At 32.7% G+C, this 23,960-nt stretch carries 22 protein-coding genes and 1 pseudogene; 9 read left to right on the top strand and 14 right to left on the bottom strand.

Translation table 11 applies throughout. The features are described from left to right. Positions 1–15: 15 nt before the first annotated feature. Positions 16–336 (bottom strand): thioredoxin, encoded by a 321-nt coding sequence (trxA, locus tag P8J93_05825; protein ID MDG2061313.1) that lies wholly within the window; start codon positions 334–336, stop codon positions 16–18. An 83-nt stretch (positions 337–419) separates the two neighbouring features. Here trxA and P8J93_05830 point away from each other — a divergent pair, with 83 nt between their 5' ends. After that, on the top strand, positions 420–3,089 hold the full coding sequence (locus P8J93_05830; protein ID MDG2061314.1) for a TonB-dependent receptor: 2,670 nt from the start codon (positions 420–422) through the stop codon (positions 3,087–3,089). On the opposite strand, the gene ilvD is transcribed toward P8J93_05830, so the two are convergent. The 4 genes and pseudogenes from ilvD to P8J93_05850 all read right to left on the bottom strand — a co-directional run bounded on the left by ilvD (position 3,079) and on the right by P8J93_05850 (position 7,875). Continuing rightward, positions 3,079–4,752 carry a dihydroxy-acid dehydratase gene (gene ilvD / locus P8J93_05835; GenBank protein MDG2061315.1) on the bottom strand — a complete coding sequence of 558 codons (1,674 nt, stop codon included), beginning with the start codon at positions 4,750–4,752 and terminating at the stop codon, positions 3,079–3,081. The genes P8J93_05830 and ilvD overlap by 11 nt on opposite strands. A gap of 48 nt (positions 4,753–4,800) precedes the next feature. Next, positions 4,801–6,397: pseudogene (locus tag P8J93_05840) on the bottom strand (dipeptide ABC transporter ATP-binding protein). Then, positions 6,390–7,427, bottom strand: a complete 1,038-nt coding sequence (locus P8J93_05845; GenBank protein ID MDG2061316.1) for an alpha/beta hydrolase — start codon at positions 7,425–7,427, stop codon at positions 6,390–6,392. The pseudogene P8J93_05840 and the gene P8J93_05845 overlap by 8 nt, the downstream one beginning before the upstream one ends. 4 nt (positions 7,428–7,431) lie before the next feature. Next, complete coding sequence (locus P8J93_05850; protein MDG2061317.1) at positions 7,432–7,875, bottom strand: copper chaperone PCu(A)C; 444 nt, start codon at positions 7,873–7,875, stop codon at positions 7,432–7,434. Between the two features lie 51 nt (positions 7,876–7,926). Between P8J93_05850 and P8J93_05855 the strand changes: the two genes are divergently transcribed. Genes P8J93_05855 through holA form a run of 7 tightly spaced genes read left to right on the top strand, consistent with a single transcriptional unit; the run spans position 7,927 to position 14,566 of the window. Next, the gene (locus tag P8J93_05855) at positions 7,927–8,352 is read left to right on the top strand and encodes a protein-disulfide reductase DsbD N-terminal domain-containing protein (GenBank protein MDG2061318.1); all 426 of its coding nucleotides are present in this window, start codon (positions 7,927–7,929) and stop codon (positions 8,350–8,352) included. A gap of 47 nt (positions 8,353–8,399) precedes the next feature. Then, positions 8,400–8,843, top strand: a complete 444-nt coding sequence (gene aroQ / locus P8J93_05860; protein ID MDG2061319.1) for a type II 3-dehydroquinate dehydratase — start codon at positions 8,400–8,402, stop codon at positions 8,841–8,843. 2 nt (positions 8,844–8,845) lie between these two features. Further along, positions 8,846–9,286 carry an acetyl-CoA carboxylase biotin carboxyl carrier protein gene (accB, locus tag P8J93_05865; protein ID MDG2061320.1) on the top strand — a complete coding sequence of 147 codons (441 nt, stop codon included), beginning with the start codon at positions 8,846–8,848 and terminating at the stop codon, positions 9,284–9,286. Positions 9,287–9,298: 12 nt separating this feature from the next. After that, entirely contained in the window at positions 9,299–10,633 is a 1,335-nt protein-coding gene (gene accC, locus P8J93_05870; protein MDG2061321.1) for an acetyl-CoA carboxylase biotin carboxylase subunit, read from the top strand. Further along, entirely contained in the window at positions 10,630–13,098 is a 2,469-nt protein-coding gene (leuS, locus tag P8J93_05875; protein MDG2061322.1) for a leucine--tRNA ligase, read from the top strand. Before accC ends, leuS begins: the two co-directional genes overlap by 4 nt. Continuing rightward, a complete protein-coding gene (locus P8J93_05880) occupies positions 13,085–13,573 on the top strand; it encodes a hypothetical protein (GenBank protein ID MDG2061323.1) in 489 nt (162 codons plus the stop codon). Before leuS ends, P8J93_05880 begins: the two co-directional genes overlap by 14 nt. Before the next feature lie 12 nt (positions 13,574–13,585). Next, on the top strand, positions 13,586–14,566 hold the full coding sequence (holA, locus tag P8J93_05885; protein MDG2061324.1) for a DNA polymerase III subunit delta: 981 nt from the start codon (positions 13,586–13,588) through the stop codon (positions 14,564–14,566). Here holA and P8J93_05890 read toward each other — a convergent pair. The 9 genes from P8J93_05890 to P8J93_05930 are packed head-to-tail and all read right to left on the bottom strand — an operon-like array spanning position 14,556 to position 23,248. Then, a complete protein-coding gene (locus tag P8J93_05890) occupies positions 14,556–15,404 on the bottom strand; it encodes an aminotransferase class IV (protein MDG2061325.1) in 849 nt (282 codons plus the stop codon). The genes holA and P8J93_05890 overlap by 11 nt on opposite strands. An 11-nt stretch (positions 15,405–15,415) precedes the next feature. Next, the gene (locus P8J93_05895; protein MDG2061326.1) at positions 15,416–16,588 is read right to left on the bottom strand and encodes a D-alanyl-D-alanine carboxypeptidase; all 1,173 of its coding nucleotides are present in this window, start codon (positions 16,586–16,588) and stop codon (positions 15,416–15,418) included. Positions 16,589–16,594: 6 nt separating this feature from the next. Continuing rightward, positions 16,595–17,581 carry a lytic murein transglycosylase B gene (gene mltB, locus P8J93_05900; protein ID MDG2061327.1) on the bottom strand — a complete coding sequence of 329 codons (987 nt, stop codon included), beginning with the start codon at positions 17,579–17,581 and terminating at the stop codon, positions 16,595–16,597. After that, positions 17,574–18,713: a rod shape-determining protein RodA gene (gene rodA, locus P8J93_05905; protein MDG2061328.1), complete on the bottom strand. Its 1,140-nt coding sequence runs from the start codon at positions 18,711–18,713 to the stop codon at positions 17,574–17,576. The genes mltB and rodA overlap by 8 nt, the downstream gene beginning before the upstream one ends. Further along, on the bottom strand, positions 18,713–20,539 hold the full coding sequence (gene mrdA / locus P8J93_05910) for a penicillin-binding protein 2 (GenBank protein MDG2061329.1): 1,827 nt from the start codon (positions 20,537–20,539) through the stop codon (positions 18,713–18,715). The genes rodA and mrdA overlap by 1 nt, the downstream gene beginning before the upstream one ends. A 4-nt stretch (positions 20,540–20,543) precedes the next feature. Then, positions 20,544–21,014 carry a 23S rRNA (pseudouridine(1915)-N(3))-methyltransferase RlmH gene (gene rlmH, locus P8J93_05915; GenBank protein ID MDG2061330.1) on the bottom strand — a complete coding sequence of 157 codons (471 nt, stop codon included), beginning with the start codon at positions 21,012–21,014 and terminating at the stop codon, positions 20,544–20,546. After that, positions 21,015–21,338: a ribosome silencing factor gene (rsfS, locus tag P8J93_05920; protein ID MDG2061331.1), complete on the bottom strand. Its 324-nt coding sequence runs from the start codon at positions 21,336–21,338 to the stop codon at positions 21,015–21,017. Positions 21,339–21,342: 4 nt separating this feature from the next. Next, the gene (nadD, locus tag P8J93_05925) at positions 21,343–22,002 is read right to left on the bottom strand and encodes a nicotinate-nucleotide adenylyltransferase (GenBank protein ID MDG2061332.1); all 660 of its coding nucleotides are present in this window, start codon (positions 22,000–22,002) and stop codon (positions 21,343–21,345) included. Then, positions 21,986–23,248, bottom strand: coding sequence for a glutamate-5-semialdehyde dehydrogenase (locus tag P8J93_05930; GenBank protein ID MDG2061333.1), 1,263 nt, complete (start codon positions 23,246–23,248; stop codon positions 21,986–21,988). The genes nadD and P8J93_05930 overlap by 17 nt, the downstream gene beginning before the upstream one ends. 50 nt (positions 23,249–23,298) lie before the next feature. Here P8J93_05930 and P8J93_05935 point away from each other — a divergent pair, with 50 nt between their 5' ends. Further along, positions 23,299–23,904 carry a DedA family protein gene (locus tag P8J93_05935; protein ID MDG2061334.1) on the top strand — a complete coding sequence of 202 codons (606 nt, stop codon included), beginning with the start codon at positions 23,299–23,301 and terminating at the stop codon, positions 23,902–23,904. Positions 23,905–23,960: the final 56 nt, after the last annotated feature.

The following is a 23,960-nucleotide window of genomic DNA, read 5'->3' on the forward strand; positions in this document are numbered from 1 at the left end:
GAAAGTATCGTCTAGTTAAATATTTTCTTCTATAAATTCAGTTAATTGAGATTTACTTAAAGCTCCTACTTGTTGCGCTATAACTTCTCCATCCTTGAATAACAATAGTGTAGGAATACTCATAACATTTTGAGCAGCTGCCAATTCCTGATTTTCATCAACATCTAATTTCCCTACTTTTAAAATACCAGAAAAATCTTCAGCTATCTCTTCTACAATTGGACCAACCATTTTACAAGGACCACACCAAGCTGCCCAGTAATCTAGTAAAACTGGTTTGTCACTTTTAGTGACTTCTGCTTCAAAATTGTCATTAGTTATAGTGACAACGGTCATAGGTTACCTCCTAAATTTAAAAAGTCGGGTTTGTCTAAGAAATTCAAGTACATTTAATTCAATGTTTATATTATTGGTATAAAATGCAGAATTTTCAAGTAGAAATTATCAATTTAATTCATATGAATGGACAACTGAACAAATTAATTAAAATAAATGCTCTCTTTTACCTAATAATTATTTCTCTATTTAGTTCTTGGATTCAAGCTTCGAATGAAATAGAAGAAGTGATTGTAACAGGCTCTCACATAGCTGTTAGCAATGAACAATCTTCTCCTGTTGAAATAATTTCGTCTGCTGATTTAGAAAATTTAAATGTGTCCACAGTTGCAGAAATATCAAAGTATTTAAGTTCTAGTTCAGGCTCTCACTTTCAAACAAATGCAATGGATGGAGTTGATCAAGGAATGTCATCTATAACTTTGAGAGGCTTGGATCAAGCATCAACTCTATTACTTATTAATTCTAGAAGACAAACTTTTTCAGGAACTCCTTCTCATGAGGGGGAAGGATATATAGATGCAAATATTATTCCTAAAAGTGCTATTGAAAGGATAGAAATATTGAAAGAAGGCGGAACGTCACTATATGGTTCTGATGCCGTATCTGGAGTCATCAATTTTATAACTCATAAAAATTTTGAAGGCGTAGAAATTAGCACAGCGTCTCAAGGTACTGAGAACTATAATCAAGATGAACATAACCTTGGTATCTTATTAGGTAAAAATTTTGAATCTTCGAATATAACAATAGCAGCGAATTTTTTAAGTAGAAGCTCCCTTTCTGCTTCTGAGATTCCAGGGATAGCTGAGTTAGGCATAAGCACTCTTGGAAATACTTTTATACTTACAAAAAAAGATGAAGTCATGGCTGGAGATTATCAAGGAAAGTATAGTGCAGGTCAGAAAATACCAGACCCTATGTGTCTAACTAATGGAGGGATTATAGAATTTGGGTTTTGTAAATTTAAGTATGGTGAAAGGTTCAATATAGTAAATGATGAGGATCATAAAAAGTTTTATCTTAATTTATATAAGGATTTAAAAAAATTTTCATTCAACTCTACTCTAATAACATCAGATGTTGATGTGAATGATAATCCTCAATCTCCTTCTTACCCAGCGTTAAGTTTCCTATCTAGATTAGTTCAACCTGATCAAGGAGGGAACCCATTCAATGTTCCTGTACGGTGGTTTGGTAGACCTCTGGCAGCAGCTTTTCCTTCTCCTTTTTCACCTAAAGATATTTTTCAATATCATTTTAGTAATTCGTTTTATTTTGATCTACGTGACAATTTAGATCTTCAAATATCTTTAACTAAAAGTAAGCATACAAATAAGCATTATAGACCTGACATAATAAATTCTAGATTTGAAAATGCGATAGATGGCATTGGAGGACCTAATGGAGATCAAAAATGGAATTTAATAGACTCTTCGGCAAATTCAGACTCACTTATTAAATACTTAAGAGGAGCGGAAATTTCAAAAAAGATAGGGGGTCTTACTTCTTTGAACTCTATTCTAAGAAACTCTAATAAGACTTTTGATATCGCCTTTGGTATGCAACTAGATAAAGAAACCTTAGATATTACCTATGACGATTTATCTAGAGCTGAATTTGATAATGATGGAAAAATGCTAAAAACTGCAGATCTTCTTTTCTTAGGAGGAGGAAAAAATGTAGCTGAATCTAGAAATAAAAAATCTTTATTCGCAGAAGTATCAAAGAATTTTAATAATAATTTTAATTTATTATTTGCAGGAAGGTACGAAAGATTAGATAACTTTTCTAGTTTTGACCCAAAAATTTCACTTAGATTCAATGGCAAAAAAGCGTTAATTAGAGGATCCATTGGAAACAACTTTGTTTCACCTTCTATGGCACAAAAATATTCTTCAGATATCCAGCTTGGGAGCGTAAGGTATCTAGATGAAACTCCATTTGTTAGGCAGGCACTTCTAGGAAATCCAAGTTTGAAAGCTTCTACATCTCAAAATGTCAACATAGGTCTAATCTATGAACTTCATGAAAATCTAAAAGTTACATTAGATTATTGGAGAATAGATTATAAAAACAGAATTGAAGTTGAAAGCGCGCAGCAACTAATTTTATCCGACCCCTTCAATCAAGCCATAACAAGGGATACCCTAGGAAACATAACAGGCATTAGCACTTCATATATAAATGAAGAAGAAACAAAAATAAATGGTTTAGATTTTTCATTAAATTATGAACATAATTTAGTTAATTTAGGGGATTTTAAATTTAAAATCCAAGGAACAACATTACACGAATTCTTAACCCCAGAAGATATTGATCAAGGAAATGAATCTATTAACAAAGAAAAACATCGAGTTATGATTAACCGAGTAGGAAAATTTAATTACGATTCTAATACTCATTCCTTGCCTAAGCTTAGATTAAATGCCTTTAGTTCATTAGAAACAGGAGGAATAAGAATTGGCCTTAATATTAGATATATAGATGGTTATACAAACCTTACTCCTATTAATACAAAAGGACTAAATCTCGGGTATAAAAATATAGTTGATTCTTTCACAGTATATGATTTATCTGCAAGGAAAAATTTTGTTTTAAATAAAAATAAGATGTCTCTCGAACTAGCTATCATTAATTTATTTGATAAAAAAGCACCAAGGTTATATGACGCTCCTGATTTTAGTTTTGATACTAGAGTACATGATCCTAGAGGAAAACTATTGCAGATAAATTTTAAAATCAGTCGATAGTTGTAACTGCTCCTTTTGAAGCAGAGCTTACAGTCTTAGAATACTTTAATAAAACTCCACCTAAATCATTTCGCACCGGGGGAATCCATTTTTTCTTTCGATCCCTAAGGACTTCGTTTGAAACTAAAAGATTAAGCTCACTCTTTTTAGCATCTATTTCGATCTCATCTCCATCCTCGACTAAAGCTAAATTTCCTCCTATGAATGCCTCAGGAGTTATGTGTCCTGCTACAAAGCCATGAGTGCCTCCAGAAAACCTTCCGTCCGTTAGAAAAGCTACTTTATTCCCTAAGCCCTTGCCCATAATGGCTGCTGTTGGACTAAGCATTTCTCTCATTCCTGGGCCTCCTTGCGGTCCTTCATATCTGATAATAAGAACATCTCCTTCTTGAATTTTATCTCCTAGAATTGATTGCATAGCATCTTCTTCAGAATTAAAAGTCACCGCTCGTCCATGAAAAGAAGTGCCTTCTTTTCCTGATATTTTAGCTACAGCCCCTTCTTCTGCTAGATTCCCATATAGAACTTGTAAATGACTATCTTCTTTTATAGGGTTGTCGATGGACCTAACTATGTCCTGATTATTTGGGTAAGATTTTGCTGTTTCAAGATTTTCTTTCATAGTCTTTCCTGTAACTGTCATAACATCACCATGCAAAAGATTGTTCTCAAGTAAAATTTTCATCAGTGGTTGAATTCCTCCAACCGCTATCAATTCTGACATCAAATAATTTCCGCTAGGCTTAACATCTGCTAAGACTGGAACTTTTCTTCCTAATCTTGAAAAATCATCTAATGTTAAATCTATATTTGCTTCATGGGCAATTGCAATTAGATGAAGAACGGCATTTGTAGAACCTCCCAAAGCTATGACAACAGAAATAGCATTCTCAAAGGCTTTCTTAGTCATAATATCCTTAGGTTTAATTTCTTGATCAATTAAATAAGTAACTGCTTCTCCTGCCATCTCAGAATCTAGTCTTTTAGCAGTTGAAATTGCTTCTTGCGCAGAGCTATTGGGAAGACTCATGCCAAGGGCTTCAATGGCTGAAGCCATGGTATTAGCTGTATACATTCCACCACAAGAACCTGGTCCTGGAATTGCATTTTTTTCAATATCCAATAATTCAAGTTCCGAAATATTTCCTGAAGAATGGGCACCTACAGCCTCAAATACTGACACAATATCAGTTCTATCCTTACCCGGTTTAATGCTTCCTCCATAAACAAAAACAGCTGGCCTGTTTAATCTAGCAATTGCCATTAAACAACCAGGCATATTTTTATCACATCCCCCTATGGCTACCAAGCCATCAAATCCTTGACCACAAACGACTGTCTCTATTGAATCTGCTATTACTTCTCTAGAAACAAGCGAATATCTCATGGATTTAGTACCCATAGATATACCATCTGAAACTGTAATTGTATTGAATATTAACCCTTTAGAGCCACTTTTATCTACCCCTAAGCAAGCTCCATCTGCTAATTGATTAATATGCATATTACAAGGTGTTACATTGCTCCAAGTTGATGCTATACCTATTTGGGGTTTTTTAAAATCCTCATCTTTAAAGCCTACCGCTCTTAGCATAGCTCTAGAAGGAGCTTGTTCATTGCCATCAACTATTTTTGAGGAATATATTCTTTTTTTATCTGACACTTTTTTTTATTAAATGAAAGTATATGTTAATTCTTAATTAAGAAAACCTTAACTTATAGAAGCCAACAGTAATTCTTGAGTATATGGATGTTGAGGATGATTAAAAATATCATTACACCAGCCCTTTTCAACAATCACTCCATCCTTCATAACATATACAAGATCGGATATGCTTTGTATAACTCTTAAATCATGACTAATACATAAATAAGAAAGATTAAATTTACTTTGTAACTCTAATAATAGATCTAAAATCTGAATTTGTATTGAAACATCAAGCGCTGAAGTTGGTTCATCTAAAAGAACTAACTTTGGCCTAAGAATAATAGCTCTAGCTATAGCTACTCTTTGTCGCTGTCCGCCTGACAGTTCATGAGGAAATCTGTTTATAATTTCTAAATCTAAGCCCACATCCTTGATAGCCTCAAAAATTCTTGCATTTCTGTCTTTAAGGTTTAATTTTTTTTCATGCACCTTGAGCCCCTCACCTATAATTTCTCCTATAGTAAATCTAGGGGAAAGAGACCCAAAAGGATCTTGAAAAACTATCTGAAAATCTTTCTTTAAATTTCTAAAAGATTCTTTGCTTAAATCTTTTAAATTTGCCCCTTCAAAATAGACTTCACCTTCATATTTTTCTAATCCTAATAGAGCTCTTGCAAGAGAAGATTTACCTGACCCAGACTCCCCTACCAATCCAACAGTTGAACCTCTAACTAGAGAAATATCAACAGAATCAATAGCAGTAAAATATTTAACGCTTTCAAAAAAAGAATTTTTTCTAAGCTTGTACTTAACACTCAAATCTTTTGAAGTTAGAATTGGATCTTCATTCTTCTTGTCATAATCTTTTGCTTTAGGTATGGAATTAATTAATTCCTTGGTGTATGCCTCTTTCGGGCTATCAAATATTTCACTTACAGATCCATTTTCTATTATTTGTCCTCCTTTCATAACACAAACTCGATCAGAGAACTTCTGCACAACATTTAAATCATGAGTAATGAATAATATAGCCATACCAATCTCTTTCTGAAGATCTTTTAATGTCTTAAGAAGTGATTTCTCTACAGTTACATCTAAAGCTGTGGTCGGTTCATCTGCGATTAATAAATCAGGTTCATTTGCAAGTGCCATAGCTATCATGACCCTCTGACGCTGGCCCCCAGAAAGTTGGTGAGGATAAGATTCTATTTTTTTTTTCTGGTTGAGGTATTCTCACTTTATGCAAAAGATCCAATGTCTTTTTATTTGCTTCTTTTGAATCAAAACCCCGGTGAACAAGAAGAACTTCATTTATTTGCTTACCCACTTTCTGAAAGGGATTTAAAGAGGTCATAGGTTCTTGAAATATCATTGAGATTTTATTACCTCTTAATTTTCTAATTTTATTCTTTGTAATTCCTATTACTTCTTGATCCTTGAATTTGATAGAAGATTCAGAAGTGTGGGAAGCTAAGGGATATGGAAGAAGTTGCATAATAGACATGGCAGTCACAGATTTTCCTGAACCTGATTCACCTACCAAAGATAACGTCTCTCCTTTGCAAATATTAAATGAAATATTATTTAAAGCATCAAATGCCCCTTTAAAAGAATTAAAATTAACACTTAGATTATTTACTTCTAGAAGATAATCAGACATGCTCATTTTGTTTTGATAAAGATACTAAATCCAAACAAGCTTCTTTTATTGCAGACCTACATTCAGGAATAACACCAAATTGGGCAAAAGCATGAATAAAACCAGGTTGTTCTTTGTAAATTACATCAATTCCAGATAGTTTGAGTTTTTGAGCGTATTCATAACCTTCGTCGCGAAGTGGATCAAACCCAGCGGTCACTATTACGGAAGGGGGTAAGCCAGTAAAATCTTCTGCTAGTAAAGGACTGGCCAAAGGATTCATAGCATCATTATTAGTTATGTAATTGTTTACAAACCAACGCATCATATTTCCTGTTAAGAGAAAACCTTTATCATATAGCTTATATGACTCAGTTAGGTATCTTAGGTCTGTTACCGGGTAAAATAGTAACTGCCCAAATGGCATTGACTTATTGGATTCCTTCCTAATGAGGCATAGAGCTGCAGAAAAATTACCTCCTGCACTATCTCCACCTGTATAAATTCTAAGAGGATCAACCCCAAAACCTTCTGCGTTTGCAATCAACCATTCATATGCATAATGGCAATCATTTAACGGTATAGGAAATTTATATTCAGGAGATCTTCTATAATCAACAGAGAAAATATTAATGCCCAAAAGATAAGATAAATATTTGCATAAATTATCATGACTCTCTAGGTTCCCCGAAGTAAAGCCTCCACCGTGAAAGTATAAAAGTGACTTCTCTGAAGAGTTTTTAGAAATATATTGTCGTACTTTAATAGATCCATCCTCTACTTCAACATGATGATCAAGAGTCTCAAGGTTATCCGATTTTTTTGAATAAAATGACATTGGATTAGGCTGATCATAATTCTTTCTGAAATCAGAAGCGCTTAAACTACTATAATCGATCTCAGAATTTTCATTCTCTGACATTGATAACATCAGCTGAAAGCTTGGTAATAACTTCCTTCCATGGAGATTTATTTGCTTTTTCCTAGATAAAAATAATTTTATAAAATCTGGAAGATTCATCATGAAAGTTAGCAGAATTTTTTGAATCATAGCTTTATTTAAAGGGTATATTTATTAAAAACTCATCATCCTTTCCCAGGGCCAAGTAACATGAAATATATTCTTTATCAAAAAATTCTCTCTTTAAACCCATCAACATAAGATGTCTTCCGCCCTCTTTGAGTTTAATAGATTCATTTAAATCAAGAATAATTTTATCTTCTTTAATCATTTGTAACATCTGATTTTCTTCACTTAACCTCATATTATGAAATGATGACATAGTTACTCCATCACATTTAATCCCCGAGATAGTTATTACTTGATCAGAAATATTTTTTAAAGTCATATAAGCGGCAATGCTTTCTTGCCCTTTCATTGGGAAATTTCCATACGGCTGATCTATACTAAGAGGGTATGAAGTATTCTCATTAGAGCAAGTTGAGAAGAGAACTATGATGAACAAGAAAAGAATATTATTAAAATTGGGGACACTCATCTGAAATTATTTTTAATTTTTAATTTATTAATCTTACAAATTGTACATGCATTGCCTGTTTCTGCAGATCAGAATATTAATTCATTAATTTTTAAAAGTCAGAAAATTTTAAAAGAAGATGAAGCTTTTAAAATTTCTGCTAGCTACAAAGGTAAAGGTATTATTTCTTTGCAATGGGACCTTAGTGAAGGCGTATACCTTTATAAAGATAAAATTTCCATCAAAAGCGATGTTGAAGTAACTATTAAAGATTTGCCTCCAGGAAAATTAAAGTATGATGAATTCTTTGGAGAATCTGAAGTATATTTCAATCAAGTCTCTGCTAACTTAATTTACGATGTAACTAAACTCACTAGTTTTATCATAACTTTTCAGGGGTGCAGTATTAAAGGCTATTGTTACCCTCTAATAAGAAAAGAGCTCAAGCTTCAAGAAAATACTATAGAGATTAATAAAATTGAACTTAAAATCTCTTAATTTCTTTAAACTTCGTCAAAATTTCTATAAAGTACTTAAATTAAACTATGTCAAATTTTCTATTACTTAATGGACCAAACTTAAATCTCTTGGGAACAAGAGAACCAGAAATTTATGGTAAAGAAACTTTAGACGATATAGAAAATGTACTATGTTCGATAGCTAATAATTCTGGCCAAACTATAGAATCATTCCAAAGCAATGCGGAGCATGAATTAGTTGATAAGATTCAAGCAGCAAAGTTAAAAAATATTGCTTGCATTATATTTAACCCAGGAGCTTTAACTCATACAAGCATAGCTTTAAGGGATGCTTTTTTAGGCACTGCAATACCATTCATTGAGGTTCACATCTCTAATATTTATAGTAGAGAAGATTTTAGAAAAGAATCTTTTTTATCTGATATTTCAATTGGAATTATTTCAGGTCTTGGCACGAAAGGTTATGAATTAGCTTTAGAAGCTGCAATTACTAAATATGGAAATAATTAAAAATGGATATAAGAAAAGTAAAAAAATTAATAGAAATGCTTGAATCTTCAAATCTCGAAGAAATTGAAATCCAAGAAGGCGAAGAATCAGTTAGGCTGGTAAAAAGAAAAAATAGTCATGTCAATCTACAAGAAGTTTCTCAACCAATAGAAGTCCAATCAACTCAAAAAATTGAAAAAGATGAGCCCTCAATAGAAGAACAGACTGTGAGCAATGCAATCAAATCTCCTATGGTTGGAACTTTTTATGCTTCCCCCTCCCCAGGAGCTAGAGAATTTGCAAAAGCGGGTGACATTATAAAAGAAGGAGATGTTGTTTGTATTGTTGAAGCAATGAAGATGATGAATGAAATTAAATCTGAGTTTTCAGGAAAAATTCTAAAAGTACATACAGATAATGCCTCTCCAGTAGAGTTTGGCCAGACACTCTTCACGATAGAATAAAAAAATTAGTAAATGATAAAAAAATTAGTAATAGCTAATCGAGGAGAAATTGCGCTCAGAATCCTAAGAGCTTGCCGAGAATTAGATATTAAAACAGTTGCAGTTTATTCAGAATCCGATAGAGATCTGATGCATGTAAAAATGGCAGATGAATCAATCTGCATAGGACCATCCGACTCCTCTTTAAGTTATTTAAATATACCTGCTATCATAAGCGCTCTGGAGTTAACAGGAGCTGATGCAGTACATCCTGGATATGGCTTTCTTTCAGAAAATCCTGATTTTGCAGAAAAAGTAGAAAAAAGTGGATTTCATTTCATAGGCCCTAGTGCAGAAGTGATTAAAAAAATGGGTAATAAAGTATCCGCTAAGAAATTTGCTCTTGAATCAGGTTTACCTATTGTTCCTGGGACTGATGGTGCTGTGGATGATAACCCAGAAGCGCAAGCAGATAAAATTGGCTATCCTCTAATAATCAAAGCTGCATCAGGGGGAGGCGGAAGAGGAATGAGGATAGTAGAAAATAAAGAAGATCTGGAGAATGCAATAAATCTAACCCAAAAAGAGGCTGCTTCATCTTTTGGGGATTCCACTGTATACATGGAAAAATTTCTTCTACATCCAAGACATATTGAAATCCAGATATTGGCAGATAAATTTGGAAATGTAATTCATCTTGCTGATAGGGATTGTTCTCTTCAAAGAAGACACCAAAAGGTCATAGAAGAAGCTCCTGCTTTAGGAGTTCCTGAAGAGCTAAGACAAGATATGTTTTCTAGATGTATTGATGCCTGTAAAAAACTAAATTATGTGAGCGCAGGTACTTTCGAATTTCTTTATGAAAATAATAATTTTTATTTTATTGAGATGAACACAAGAATACAGGTCGAACATCCAGTCACAGAGCAAATAACGGGACTAGATCTTGTAAAGTTGCAGCTCAGAATTGCTAGAGGAGAAGAGCTTTCCTTAAAACAAGAGGACATAGTTTTTAGAGGTCACGCTATAGAATGTAGAATTAATGCAGAGCATCCTAAGACTTTCCTTCCTTCTCCTGGCAAGATAACTGAATATCATCCTCCTGGAGGTATTGGTGTGCGGGTAGATTCTCATATCTATCAAAATTATACTGTACCTCCATTTTATGATTCTTTAATATCTAAAATTATAGTCAGAGCTAATGACAGAGAGGATACTCGGATAAGATTGTTAAGAGCTCTAGATGAAATGCAAATCTCCGGAATTGATACAAACATAGAAACCCATAGAAATCTTATAAATGATGAAAAGTTTATTTCTGGTAATTTTGATATCAATTATCTAGAAGAAAAATTTAAACCAAAGTGATAAAAGACAATAAAAACTTCTATAATTCTGATGAAGTAGAAAAAAAAGCTCAGGAATTCTGGGAAAAAAATAATTCATTTGAAGTCTCAGAAGATGATAATAAAGAAAAATTTTATTGCTTAAGCATGTTTCCATATCCAAGTGGGAATTTACATATGGGTCATGTAAGAAATTATACTCTTGGCGATGTCATTAGCAGGTTCAATAGAATGTTAGGAAAGAATGTTCTTCAGCCCATAGGCTGGGATGCTTTTGGTTTACCTGCTGAGAATGCCGCCCTTCAAAATAAAGTTCAACCTTCAGATTGGACTTATGAAAATATTAAGAATATGAAGTCACAGCTTAAAAGCATGGGATTTTCTTATGATTGGAAAAGAGAATTTGCTACATGTGATGAAGATTACTATAAATGGGAACAATGGTTTTTCTTAGAACTAGTAAAAAAAGATCTGGCTTATCAAGAAGAAGCTGAAGTTAATTGGGATCCAGTCGATATGACTGTACTAGCGAATGAGCAAGTTATTGATGGAAAGGGTTGGCGTTCTGGGGCAATAGTAGAAAAGAAAATTATTAAGCAATGGTTTCTCAGAATAAGTAATTTTTCAGAAGAACTACTGAAGGGCTTAGATTCTCTCGAAGATTGGCCCGAACAAGTGAAAACGATGCAGAGAAATTGGATTGGATACTCTGAAGGAATGGAGTTTAGATTTAAAATTGAGACCGGAATTGAAGAAATTTCTGTTTTTACAACTAGGCCAGACACAATCATGGGAGTTTCTTTTATAGCTCTTTCCCCTAACCATTCTGTTATCCAGAATTATTGTAAGAACAATAATGAGATATCAGACTTTTTGAAACAAGTAAATAAAGTAAAAGTTTCAGAGGCTGATTTCGCAAAACAAGAAAAAATAGGAGTAAATACTGGCTTATTCGCTATTCATCCATTTTCCGAAGAAAAGATCGAAATTTGGGCAGCTAACTTCGTAATCAGCGACTATGGTTCAGGAGCTTTGATGGGAGTCCCAGGTCATGATCAAAGAGATTTTGAATTCGCAAAGAAGTATAACTTATCTATAAAAAAGGTTATTCAGCCTTTTTTAGATGACAAAGAAGAAGTTAACCTTAAAAAAAATGTCTTAATAAACTCAGATGAATTCAATGGGCTAAATTACGATGAAGCTTTTATAGCCATTTTACACAAGGCAACCACACTAAATTGTGGTGTCAAGAAAACTAATTATAGACTTAGAGACTGGGGTATATCGAGACAAAGATATTGGGGAACTCCTATACCAATTCTAAAAGACTCAGATGGAAAAAATATACCGGCCTTTGATTTACCAGTTTCTTTACCGAAACAAGTTAAATTTAAAGGAGTTTCTTCTCCTCTAAAAGATATGAAAGAATTTCTTTCTCTTAAACATAAGAATAAAGAATATGAAAGAGAGACTGATACCTTTGATACTTTCTTTGAATCTTCTTGGTACTTTGCTCGCTTTGCTTCATATGACAGTAAAGAATCCATGCTTGATGAAAGAGTGAATTATTGGCTTCCAGTCTATCAGTATATTGGAGGAATAGAGCATGCAATTCTTCATTTACTTTATTCTAGGTTCTTCTATAAATGCCTTCGTGAATTAAAACTAGTAAAAGGAGATGAGCCTTTTACTAAATTACTATGTCAAGGTATGGTTTTAAAAGATGGGTTCAAAATGTCTAAATCTAAAGGTAATACTGTAGATCCAGAACCTCTCATAAAAAAATATGGGGCTGATACCGTGCGACTATTTATTCTGTTTGCCGCACCTCCAGAACAAACTCTTGAATGGTCAGATGAAGGCCTCAAAGGATCTTCAAGATTTATAAAAAAAATATGGAATTTAATTCATGATCATATAAAGGCTGGGATTCCAGATGGGATCTTAATGGATCCTAAATCTGAAGAAGAGATACAACTTAGAAGAAAAACTCATCAAACTATATTAAAGGTGAGAGACGATTATGAAAGACGACAAACTTTTAATACAGCCATTGCAGCTATTATGGAATTAACAAATACAATCCCTAATTCCTTTTTAGATGTAAATGCCTCTTTATCAAAGAGAAGAGTGGTGCATGAAACAATTCATGCTATTGTTTTAATGTTATCTCCTGTCACTCCTCATTTATGCCATCATTTATGGCAATTACTTAATACAAATCTAAAAAAAGATATATTAAATGAATCATGGCCAAAAGAAGATAGGAAAGCTTTAATAAATGATCAACTTGAAATAGCTATCCAGGTTAATGGGAAATTAAGAAATACCTTAAAGGCAACAAAAGATATGTCTCGAGAAGAAATCCAAGAAATAGCTATATCTGATGAGACTATAAATAAATATATTTCAAAAAGAGAAATACAAAGAATTGTTTATGTGCCGGGAAAGATAGTAAATATAGTAATTAAAGATGAAAAGAATTAGATACTACTTTGTGGCATTAATCTTAATATCTCTCATAGCTAGTTGCGGATATAAAATAAGGGATAGTGAAAATGCTTTTATAGGGGCCAAAGTAATATTAATTTATGATCCCAAAGAAATTAATCAGAAATTTATAAACCAATTTCAGGAAAGTCAAAATTACAAATCCTTGTTGTTAAATAACTCGGATCAAGATGCGGACATTATTTTAAGAGTTATAAATCAAACATTAAATAGATATTCTTTAGCCCTTAATGAAAACTTAGAAGCTTCAGAAGCAAGATTAGAGTATAAGCTTGAATATTCTATAAGGATTAAGGGTCTTGAAGAAAACTTCTTCCAGATAAAATTAGAGAAACCCTTTTTGTATAATGAATCTAGAATTATGGCTATGGAAAATAAAGAAGAGTTACTATTAAATGAATTTATTAAAGATGCTATTTCTTTGATTTCTTTAACCATCTCATCTTTATAAAGAAATCTAAAAGTGAAGATTGCCCACTCAACTATAGATTCCCATTTAGAAAAAGGTCTAGAAAATATTTATACAGTTTTTGGCAATGAAACTCTTTTTATTCAAGAAACCATTGAAAAAATAAGGGCTAAAGCTGTTAAAAATGGATACACAGAAAGAAGTTCTATAGTGGTAACTAAAGATTTTGATTGGACTACACTAACCAATGCTTCAGAAAACTTAGATCTTTTTGGAAATATGAAAATCTTAGAACTAAAGATGTTAGGGACTGGACCAGGAGTTTCAGGAAGTAAAGCCTTAAAGGACTACACGGGAAAGAAAAATGATTCCCAAATACTTATTATTTCTGCAGAAAGATTAGAAAGTAAATCTCTATCTTCTGCTTGGGTAAAAGCATTAGATAGCAACGGTATACTTGTAACAGTAAAAACGCTTGATGATAATCAAATAGTTAGTTGGATTAATGAGAGAGCTCTAAAATTTGGTAATGAGATAACACCAGACGCAGTTTTATTTCTAGCTGAAATGACAGAAGGAAACCTATTCGCTACTCTACAAGAAATGCATAAGATTTCTCTCATCTATCCTAAAGAAAAAATAAATCTCGAAAAGATGATTAATGCCATTTCTAATGCTTCGAGATATGGGATCTTTGATTTAACTGAAGCTTTTATATTAGGAAATAAAAAAAAGACAGTTCAAATATTGGAACATTTCAGATCTGAGGGTACTCCAGAACTCCAAATATTAAGTTTGCTATCGAAAGAATTAAGTAATCTATTTTTAATCAAAACATTAGGAAATTACGAAAAGGTTTTTGGGCCTAAATTTTATAAAGATAGACTAAAAGGGGCAGCAAAAAAATTAGAACTTAAACAAATAAAAGATGGCTTATCAAAAGTCGCAGAAATTGATGCATCCGTCAAAGGAAATAAAAAACAGGACTCTTGGCAAGGATTAAGAGATTTAAGTCAGCTTTTTTTTAAGAATTAATAGTCTTGATATACTCTTTTAAGACCTCCCTCCATATCTGGCTGGTCTCATTATAATTTACTTGAAAATTATCTATCTGACTAACGGGTTGAATTTCTTTAGTAGAACTCACATACCAAATCTCTCGTGCAGAAGGCAGCTCATCTATATGAATGTCTCTTTCTATAAAATTAATAGCCATCTTATCAAGAATCTTTTTTATATGATTTCTTGTTATACCGTGCAAAACTTTAGAGTCTAGGATGGGAGCAGACACTGTATCTTTTGAGACAAAAAAAATACTACCTGCACTTGCTTCAGTTACAATTTTACTTTTATGCATAAGAACTTCATCTGATTTATCATTGTTTTGATCTAATAAAGCATAAATGTTTGGCAATAAAGAAGTTGATTTAATATCACACCTTAACCACCTAGGATCTTCATAACAAATTAATTTAAGCCCGGGAATATTAGATTCACCTCTATAAGGGTTGATGGCCAATTTAGAAGAAAACAGAAATATTGTTGGGGTAATTTCTAAGTCGGGTATGCGTTGCCTCTTATTTTCATTACCTCTAGATATTTGAATATATACATATTGATTATCCCAAGAGTTTCTTTGAATTAACTCATTAATAATTGATGTCATTTTTTCCTGGGAGAAAGGAGAAATTATAGAAATAGACTGAAGACTATTTTCTAATCTATTCAAATGCTCATATAGTAAAAAGGGCTTTTTATTATAAACAGGTATAACTTCGTATACGCTATCGCCAAATAAAAACCCTCGATCAAAAGGAGAAATACTTACTTGATCTTGAGAAATAAAGTTATTATTTAAGAAAGACCAAGCCATTTATCTTTCAATTATTCATCTTCCATTAAAAAACCATAAACAATAAGTTGAAAATTGGACCAAACTCTCCCAAAAAAACCCCTTGAATCAATAATAGAATTTGAGACGAGATCTTCTTTATAAAGTTCTATGCCATCCAATTCTATAACCACACTTCCAACCTTGTCGCCTTTGTAAATAGGTGCTTGGATGTAATCATCTAAATTAGTAATTATGTTTATCCTTTCAAAATCTCTAGGACTTTGTGTTAAGTAAATATCTTCTTTAGAGAATAAAGAAACTTTCTCTACTTCTCCACCCCAAACAGTTTCATCTATTAGAGGCTGAGTCGAAGAAAGAATTTTTCTAGTTTGAAAGTACCTAAAACCATAATCTAAGAGGCGTCTATTATCTGTAGTTCTTGTTCTTTCATTATCACTTTTTATTGTGATAGCTATTATTCTAGTATCTCCCCTTTTTGCTGAAGTGACGAGGCAATAACCTGCCGAATCAGTTTTACCAGTTTTAATGCCGTCTATGGAATCATCCTGCCATAATAGGCTATTCCTATTTCTCTGTTTTATTTCATTATAAGTAAACCATTTTTCTTTATATAAAGCATAGTGAGATGGAAAGTCCAATATTAAACGGGAAGAAATCTTTACTAAATCTCTTGCTGTAGAATAATGATTGGTATCAGGCCAACCAGTTGCATTAACAAAATTAGTTTCTAAAAGACCCATTTCAATCACGTATGTCCTCATAAGGTCTATAAAATTTTCTTCAGAACCGGCTACATGTTCCGCCAAAGCACACGTTGCATCATTACCAGATTGTATGATCATGCCTTTCAATAAATCATCTACTAAAACTTTTTTTCCTGCTTCTATAAACATCCTTGAACCAGTTTTCTTCCAACAATTTTCACTGATTAGAACTTCATCCTGTTCATTGATAAATCCTTTATCAATCTGATCTGCTATAATATAACCAGTCATTAATTTGGTAATACTAGCCGGCTCAATTCTTTTATCAGCATTCTTTTCTGCTAAAACTCTCTGAGTTGTCACATCTATCAATAAAAAATTTTCTGCGCTTAAGTTAGGAGGATCGGGAATAAAACTCACTTTTCCATTTAATAATCCTGAAAGCATCAAAAGAATTACTAAAGAAAAGTTTCTACGAAATTTAAAAAAATTTATCATAATATTTTAGAACGAATTAATTAAAGAATTGCTCAATTCTACAACGGCCATAATATATAACTTACTCCTATTATAACGAGACAAAGCATTATAGTTATGCATGCCAATCCAGTACTCAAACCCTACTTCTGATTCAAGTTCTATAGGAATAAATTTCTGATTCTGCATTAGGGGTATTAAAGGATAAAGACCTTGTTTTTCTAAATCATCTAAACTTAAATTTGGTTTAAAAGATGATTTAATCTTGGGCCTCTCATTTTTTAATAAAGCTGGAACAACTATTCCACTATTTGGTTTCCATTTACCTTTTTTACTAAGAAAATTTGCAACACTACCTATTGCATCAGAGGCATTATTAAATAAATCTCTTTTCCCATCAAAATCAAAATCTACAGCATAATCTCTGTAACTATCGGGCATAAATTGACCATAACCCATAGCTCCAGCTATCGAACCCATTACTGAATAAGGATCTATATCCTCTTCCCTAGTTAGAAGTAGAAAATTTTCTAATTGGATTTTAAAAAATTTTTCTCTTCTTGGATAATAAAAAGATAGTGTCATAAGTGAATCTAAAACCCTGCTTGTTCCTTGACCTTTTCCATATCTTGACTCCACTCCTAAAATAGCCGCTATAACTTGGGCGGGAACTCCATAAATATCTTCTGCTCTCTTTAAATCATTTCTATATATATTTATAAACTCTTTTCCGGCATCAATACGTGAAGAATTGACCATAATTTTTTTATACTGGCCCCAAGTCATTGTGCCTTCTGGCTGCCTATCCATAATCCTTATTACTTTCTCTTGAAATTTAGCAGATTCAACTAATTTTATTAAATCTTCTTTCTTAAAATCATGTTTATCCTCCATCTCTTTTAAAAAATTAGAGATAGCCGGATTTACTTCAAAGCTATATAGAGTTGGACTTAAAGAAAGAAATAAAGTTAACATCAATGGAAAAATTGACTTAAAATAATTTTTTTTAAACACTTTTCATATCTTCTTTTCTTACAGACAGAATAACACCAAAACTGAGTAAGTGAATAAGAATTGACGTCCCTCCTTGACTAATCAATGGCAATGGTACACCTACAACTGGAATCAATCCAACAACCATTAATATATTTACAAGGAGATAGATTATAAAAATAGAAGCAAGACATGAAGATGCTAACCTTCCGAATTCTGTCTTGCTATTCAAAGCAATTTTAAGGCATCTCGCAAAGATAACTAAGTAAACTATTAAAAGAATAATGATGCCTAAGAAACCAAACTCCTCTCCTATTACTGCGAAGATAAAATCTGAATGGCTTTCAGGAATAAAATCTAACTGACTTTGGGTCCCTTCAAGATAACCTTTTCCAGATAATCCTCCAGATCCAATTGCTGTTTTGGATTGCGAGATATTCCATCCTGCCCCTAAAGGATCTGCATCAGGATTAAAAAGAGTAATAATTCTTTGTCTTTGGTATTCTTTAAGTGAAGTCCAAATAAAAGGAGACATTGCTGTGATAAATGCTGCAAGAGTGAATAAATATGCTCTGGGAAAGCCAGCTAGAAATAAAGGTAAAAATCCAGACATAGCAACTATTAGAGAAGTGCCTAAATCTGGTTGCTTTAAAACTAAGAATGCGCATATTAAAGTTGCTATAAAAGCTACTGACCAATCTATAAAAGACAAATTAATCTTTCGTTTTGTCAAATAAGAAACGATTGCAAGAGGAAGAATAAAACGAACTATCTCAGAAGGCTGAAAACTTATAAAGCCTAGATCTATCCACCTATTTGTCTTATATCCTTCTGCAGGAAAAAATAAAACTAGCACTAATAAACCAATAGCTATCCAAATAAAATGTAAAGAAAACTCCTCATAAACTTTTAACTTAATTCTAGAAAAGAAAAACATCAAGATAAGACCTAAAGTTATATACAGAGACTGTCTAATTACCATTGCAGTAGATTGACCACTTGCACTGTATAGAACAAACAAACCAAAAATTAAAATTAATAATAATGAGATAACAAGAGGTAAATCTCCAAAAAAATTAGTAATTTTTTTTGAGAAAGAAACGTCTACTAAAGATGTATTCAGACTATGTTCTAAAGGTCTTAATTTACTCATTATAATTTTGATGAAAAATAATGATCAAACATCTTTTTTGCAATAGGAGCCGCCACAGAACTACCCGACTCTCCGTACTCTATAACAACAACAATTACTAAAGATGGATCGGGAACTGGACCATAACCAATGAATAATGCATGATCTCTTCTTGAACTTTCTTGTCTAACAATCGAATAATCTTCCTCTTCAGATAAACTACTTATTTGTGCAGTACCAGTTTTACCAGCAATCTTAGGACCCTTCGGATCAAAAACATTATGAGCTGTTCCATTCCATGCACTTATAACATTCATCAAGCTAGATTCCATTTTTTTCCAATTATTTGAATCAGTCTCGATTGAGTAAAGAAGTTGTCTGGCGGTTTCTTCAGAACCTATCTTCTTAACTACTCTAGGTTGAAAGGCATCTCCTTTATTTGCTAACGCAGATGTTGCTACAGCCAATTGAATAGGCGTCGCCGTCATATAACCTTGACCAATTCCTATGTTAACGGTATCTCCTAAATACCAAGATGAGCCTATGTTACCAAGTTTCCATCTCTTATCAGGAACAACTCCTGACTGCTCGTTATCAAGATCAATATTAGTCAGAGAACCAAACCCTATTTGCATAAGAAAATTAGATATCTCTCCTATCTTTAATTTAAGGGCTAATTGATAAAAGAAAACATCAGAAGATTCAATAAGAGCCTTAGATAGGTTTACCATTCCATGACCGTCTTCTTTCCAACCTTTAAAAACCCTCCCTCCTTCAGTTATTTGGAAAGACCCTTTGTCTTCTATTTCTGTTCTCCAATCTAGTTTATCTTCGTTTAGTCCCAAAATTCCAAGAAAAGGCTTAATTGTAGATGCTGGAGGATAATTACCAGAAATTGCTCTATTAAATAATGGTGCATCTTTATTTGAAATAATTTCATGCAATTTTTCTATTTTACCTAAATTAAATAAACTTGGATCATAGTCTGGAAAGCTTACTAAAGCTTTTATTAGTCCAGTAGATGGATCTAAAGCAATAATTGTGCCTGTTTTATCTTTCAGGCTATCTCTTGCAATTACTTGGAGCTCTCTATCGATACTTAATTGAATGTCAGGAGCCTTGACTGGTGAGGTTGTTCTTATTTCTCTCACTTCAATCCCATGAACATTTGCTTCAATAGTCTTATATCCTACCGAACCTCTTAATTGCCGCTCATAGAACTTTTCTATACCAGCCTTGCCTACAAGGGCATCTAATGGATATTTATATTCTAGTGAAGAATTAATGGCTTCAATATCTATTTGACCTAAATAACCAAGAACATGAGAATATAGAAAGCCATCTAGAACATGTCTCATTAAATCTGCTTCAATCTTTACTGATGGCCATCTAGATTTTTTTAATGAAAATCTAGCTATCTGTTCCTGTGATAGCTTTCTCACTAAAGTTATTGGTTGATACTTATAAGTTCTATTTTCCAAAGACTTTTTAAAAGTTTGAATTTCTTCATCTGAAATTTCTAACTCCTCCCTTAACTCATCAAGAACCTTCTCAAAATTATCATGAGGTCCTGGTACCATAGTTAATTTCTGGAAAACAATATTATCAACGAGTAGATCTCCATTTTCGTTGTAAATCAAACCTCTATTTGAGTAAAGAGGAATATTTATAATCCTATTATTTTCTGAAGCTGTTTGATAAATACTATTATTCAATACAGACAAATTGAAGATCTGAAAAAAGAAAATAATAAAAACTAGAAAAAAAATTAAAGCTATGAATCTCAATCTAAAATTAAATAGTACAGAAGTTCTATTTTTTTTATTTAAACTAAGAATTTTTTTCATAATTCTAACGGTGATAAGGATGGTTTTTAGTTAAGGACCAAACCCGATATATTTGTTCAACAATTAGCAATGGAACTATTCCATGAGGAAATGTCAGAGCAGACAAAGACCAAACTTCATCAACATTATCAATCAGCGCAGCTCCATGTCCATCTGCTCCTCCTATTAAAAAATTAACAGATTTATGAGACTCACGCCATTTTATAAATCTTTTATGCAACTGATGAGTTGTCCATTGAACTCCTTTTCGGTCTAAAGCAATATTTAATCCTGAATTCTTAGTTGAATTTAATAACATAACACCCTCTTTCTGAATGATCTTTTGAGGATTATTTATCTTATTAGTCCTTTTTTCTGGAGACAAAGTTTTCCAACTCATCTGTATTGATTTATCGAATCTCTTGCAATAACTTTCGAATGCCTGAGAAGACCAGTTAGATTTAGCCCCCGATAAGGAAACAATAATTATTTCCATCTATTCTAAATCCCATAAACCTTCAAGATCGTAAAAACTTCTGGCCTCGGCTGACATAATATGAACTACTGCATCACCTGCATCTAATAGGATCCAATCTTCCCCATCAAAACCTTCTGAACCTAATAAACTTAGATTCATATCTTTTAGAGACTTTATTATCGCCTGACTAATAGCCCTCATATGAGTACTTGAAGTTGCTGTTAATACCATTATATAGTCAGTAAAAATACCTGAATTCTTTACATCTAAGACTACAGGATTCAACGCCTTTAGATTTTCAACTTCCTTAAGTACCTTATCTTTTAGTTTTACTGATTCCATAATTTTATTCGTTATAAAGTTTATGTTCATGAATATATTCAAAAACATCTTTGGAAACCAAATCATTTATTGGAATTTTATTCTGAATTCTTGATCTAATCAAAGAAGAGGAAATGTTTATTAGGCTCATAGGAAGATGTAAAATATTACCATATCCATTTCTATGAAATTCATGAAAAGTATCTACAAACCTTTCAGAAAATCTATTATCCAAAGTTTCTATGTTTCTGCTACTGGGATCTAATCTAGAAACAATAATTAGATTTGTTGAATCTAAAAATTCTTGCCATCTATACCAACTTTCTATCTCAGAAAAAGCATCTTCTCCCATGATCCAAACCAAAGATACGTCTTCCGACAGCTCTTTAGCTAAAGACTCAATGGTTTCTATAGAACGGGAAGGCCCGTCTTGAATAACTTCTCTGGAGTCCACCACAATTTTTTCCTTTTCTTGAAAAGCTATTTGTACCATTTTTAACCTATCTTCTGAAGAAGCAACAAAATCTCTATGCGAAGGTAAGCCGCATGGCACAACCCTAATCTCTTCAAAAGGGAGATTATCCAATAAAAAATCAACTATTTTTATATGCCCTTTATGTATTGGATCAAAAGTCCCACCAAAAACCCCAATTAGATCTTTTTTAGTTTCATCGGAGATTAGCATCACCTTTTACAATAAACTTCTGAGAAGTTAGCCCTTCTAATCCTACTGGTCCTCTAGCATGAATTTTATCAGTTGAGATTCCAACTTCTGCTCCAAGTCCATACTCAAAGCCATCAGCCCAGCAGGTTGGCAAGTTATGCATAACCGAACTAGAATCTACTTCGTTTAAAAATTTTTGAACATTATCATTATTTTCAGTGACTATAGAATCTGTATGTCCTGATCCAAATTTATTTATATGATCTATTGCTTCTTTTACATCCATTACAAGTTTAATAGACAAAATAGGAGATAAATATTCAGTCCCCCAATCTTCTTCTTCAGCATCTTTAACTGATATAAATCTCTTTGTTTGTTGGCAACCTCTTAACTCTACATTCATTTCCGTAAAATGTTTATGTATTAAGGGCAAGATCTGTTTTGCTATACTCTTTGATATAAGTAAAGTTTCCATAGCTCCACAAATTCCAAATCGATAGGTTTTAGCATTTACAGATACATCAACAGCTTTCTTCAAATCTGCTTCTGCATCAATATAAACATGACAAATACCTTCTAAATGTTTTATGACAGGAACTTTTGCTTCGTCGGAGATAAGTTTAACAAGACCTTTACCTCCTCTAGGTATGATGACATCTAAAAATTTGTCCATACCTAAAAGGACCTTAACAGCCTCACGATCAACAGTATCCACAAGCTGAATAGTTGAAAGAGGTAATCCAGATTGCTTTAACCCTTCAATTAGACATTTAGAAATTATTCTATTAGTTAGGATGGCTTCAGAACCTCCCCTTAGGATTACAGCATTCCCTGATTTTAAAGCTAGAGCAGCTGCATCTGCAGTTACATTTGGTCTTGATTCATAAATTATTCCTACAACTCCTAATGGAACTCTCATACGGCTTACCTCTATACCTGAAGGAGTAGGACCCATATCTATGAGCTCCCCTACAGGGTCTTCAAGAGAAGATATATGATGAATCCCTGATATCATGGAATCCACTCTATCCAAAGTTAATTCAAGCCTATCAATCAAGGTGTCTGCAATTCCTTTCTTTTGAGCATTCATCAAATCTTTTCTATTAGCTTTTATAATTTCATCCTTTTGTTCTGAAATAGCATCAGCACAAGCCAATAATGCTTTATTCTTTTTAACTGTAGTTGTTTGCGACAAAACTGATGCTGCCTCTTTTGCTTTGGCCCCCAAAAAGTTCATATAACGATTAATGTCTTTACTATCACCCATAAGTAAATATTCTATATGAATTAATTAGATTAATTAGAGAAATTTTTAAAGTGTTTGATCTTGAATTGCTTAAAATTTGGATAGAACTAAATCCTGACTGGATTAGTATTTCTATCTTTATAATTGCTTTTATAGAATCTTTTGTAGGTATAGGCTTGTTTATGCCTGGTGTTATTTTGCTGGCTATGGCTTCTGGTATTGCTTATCTAGCTAATGTGCATCCCTTAGAAATTTTTCTTTATGGTTATATAGGAGCATGTCTTGGAGATATTCTTAGCTTCTTAATTGGCGGCCTCTTCCAAGAGAGAATTAACTCTATATGGCCATTTTCTAAGTATCCTGATGCCTTAGAAAAAGGAAGATTATTTTTTAATAAATATGGTATTTATGGAATACTAATAGGGAGATTTATGGGCCCAATAAGAACAGTTTTACCAGCAATAGCTGGAACCATGGGCATGTCTAAACATAAATTTCTTTTTATAGATCTTACGTCTGGAATACCTTGGGCATTCTTTTATATTTTATCTCCCTATTATTTAACTCAATCCTTTCCTAAAGAACTCCCCTTATTTGTTTACTTACTAGGGCTAATCTTTATAGTCGTTTTCATTGTGGGTATAAGAATATTTCTCCAAAGATTTAACAAAGCTTGATAATTTCAACTTGACAACGACAAGTCAGTAAACGTTAATATCAATTCTAAATTATA

It is taken from the genome of SAR86 cluster bacterium, assembly GCA_029268615.1.
Taxonomy (GTDB): Bacteria; Pseudomonadota; Gammaproteobacteria; order Magnimaribacterales; family Magnimaribacteraceae; genus JAQWNM01.

Bases quoted from the DNA above. Each gene is read 5' to 3' on its own strand.
- rodA (MDG2061328.1), bottom strand. From the start codon at position 18,713: ATGAGTAAATTAAGACCTTTAGAACATAGTCTGAATACATCTTTAGTA.
- aroQ (MDG2061319.1), top strand. From the start codon at position 8,400: ATGTCAAATTTTCTATTACTTAATGGACCAAACTTAAATCTCTTGGGA.
- mrdA (MDG2061329.1), bottom strand. From the start codon at position 20,539: ATGAAAAAAATTCTTAGTTTAAATAAAAAAAATAGAACTTCTGTACTA.
- nadD (MDG2061332.1), bottom strand. From the start codon at position 22,002: ATGCTAATCTCCGATGAAACTAAAAAAGATCTAATTGGGGTTTTTGGT.
- P8J93_05930 (MDG2061333.1), bottom strand. From the start codon at position 23,248: ATGGGTGATAGTAAAGACATTAATCGTTATATGAACTTTTTGGGGGCC.
- P8J93_05845 (MDG2061316.1), bottom strand. From the start codon at position 7,427: ATGATTCAAAAAATTCTGCTAACTTTCATGATGAATCTTCCAGATTTT.
- rlmH (MDG2061330.1), bottom strand. From the start codon at position 21,014: ATGGAAATAATTATTGTTTCCTTATCGGGGGCTAAATCTAACTGGTCT.
- trxA (MDG2061313.1), bottom strand. From the start codon at position 336: ATGACCGTTGTCACTATAACTAATGACAATTTTGAAGCAGAAGTCACT.
- accB (MDG2061320.1), top strand. From the start codon at position 8,846: ATGGATATAAGAAAAGTAAAAAAATTAATAGAAATGCTTGAATCTTCA.
- P8J93_05830 (MDG2061314.1), top strand. From the start codon at position 420: ATGCAGAATTTTCAAGTAGAAATTATCAATTTAATTCATATGAATGGA.
- P8J93_05850 (MDG2061317.1), bottom strand. From the start codon at position 7,875: ATGAGTGTCCCCAATTTTAATAATATTCTTTTCTTGTTCATCATAGTT.
- rsfS (MDG2061331.1), bottom strand. From the start codon at position 21,338: ATGGAATCAGTAAAACTAAAAGATAAGGTACTTAAGGAAGTTGAAAAT.
- P8J93_05890 (MDG2061325.1), bottom strand. From the start codon at position 15,404: ATGGCTTGGTCTTTCTTAAATAATAACTTTATTTCTCAAGATCAAGTA.
- P8J93_05880 (MDG2061323.1), top strand. From the start codon at position 13,085: ATGAAAAGAATTAGATACTACTTTGTGGCATTAATCTTAATATCTCTC.
- accC (MDG2061321.1), top strand. From the start codon at position 9,299: ATGATAAAAAAATTAGTAATAGCTAATCGAGGAGAAATTGCGCTCAGA.
- P8J93_05895 (MDG2061326.1), bottom strand. From the start codon at position 16,588: ATGATAAATTTTTTTAAATTTCGTAGAAACTTTTCTTTAGTAATTCTT.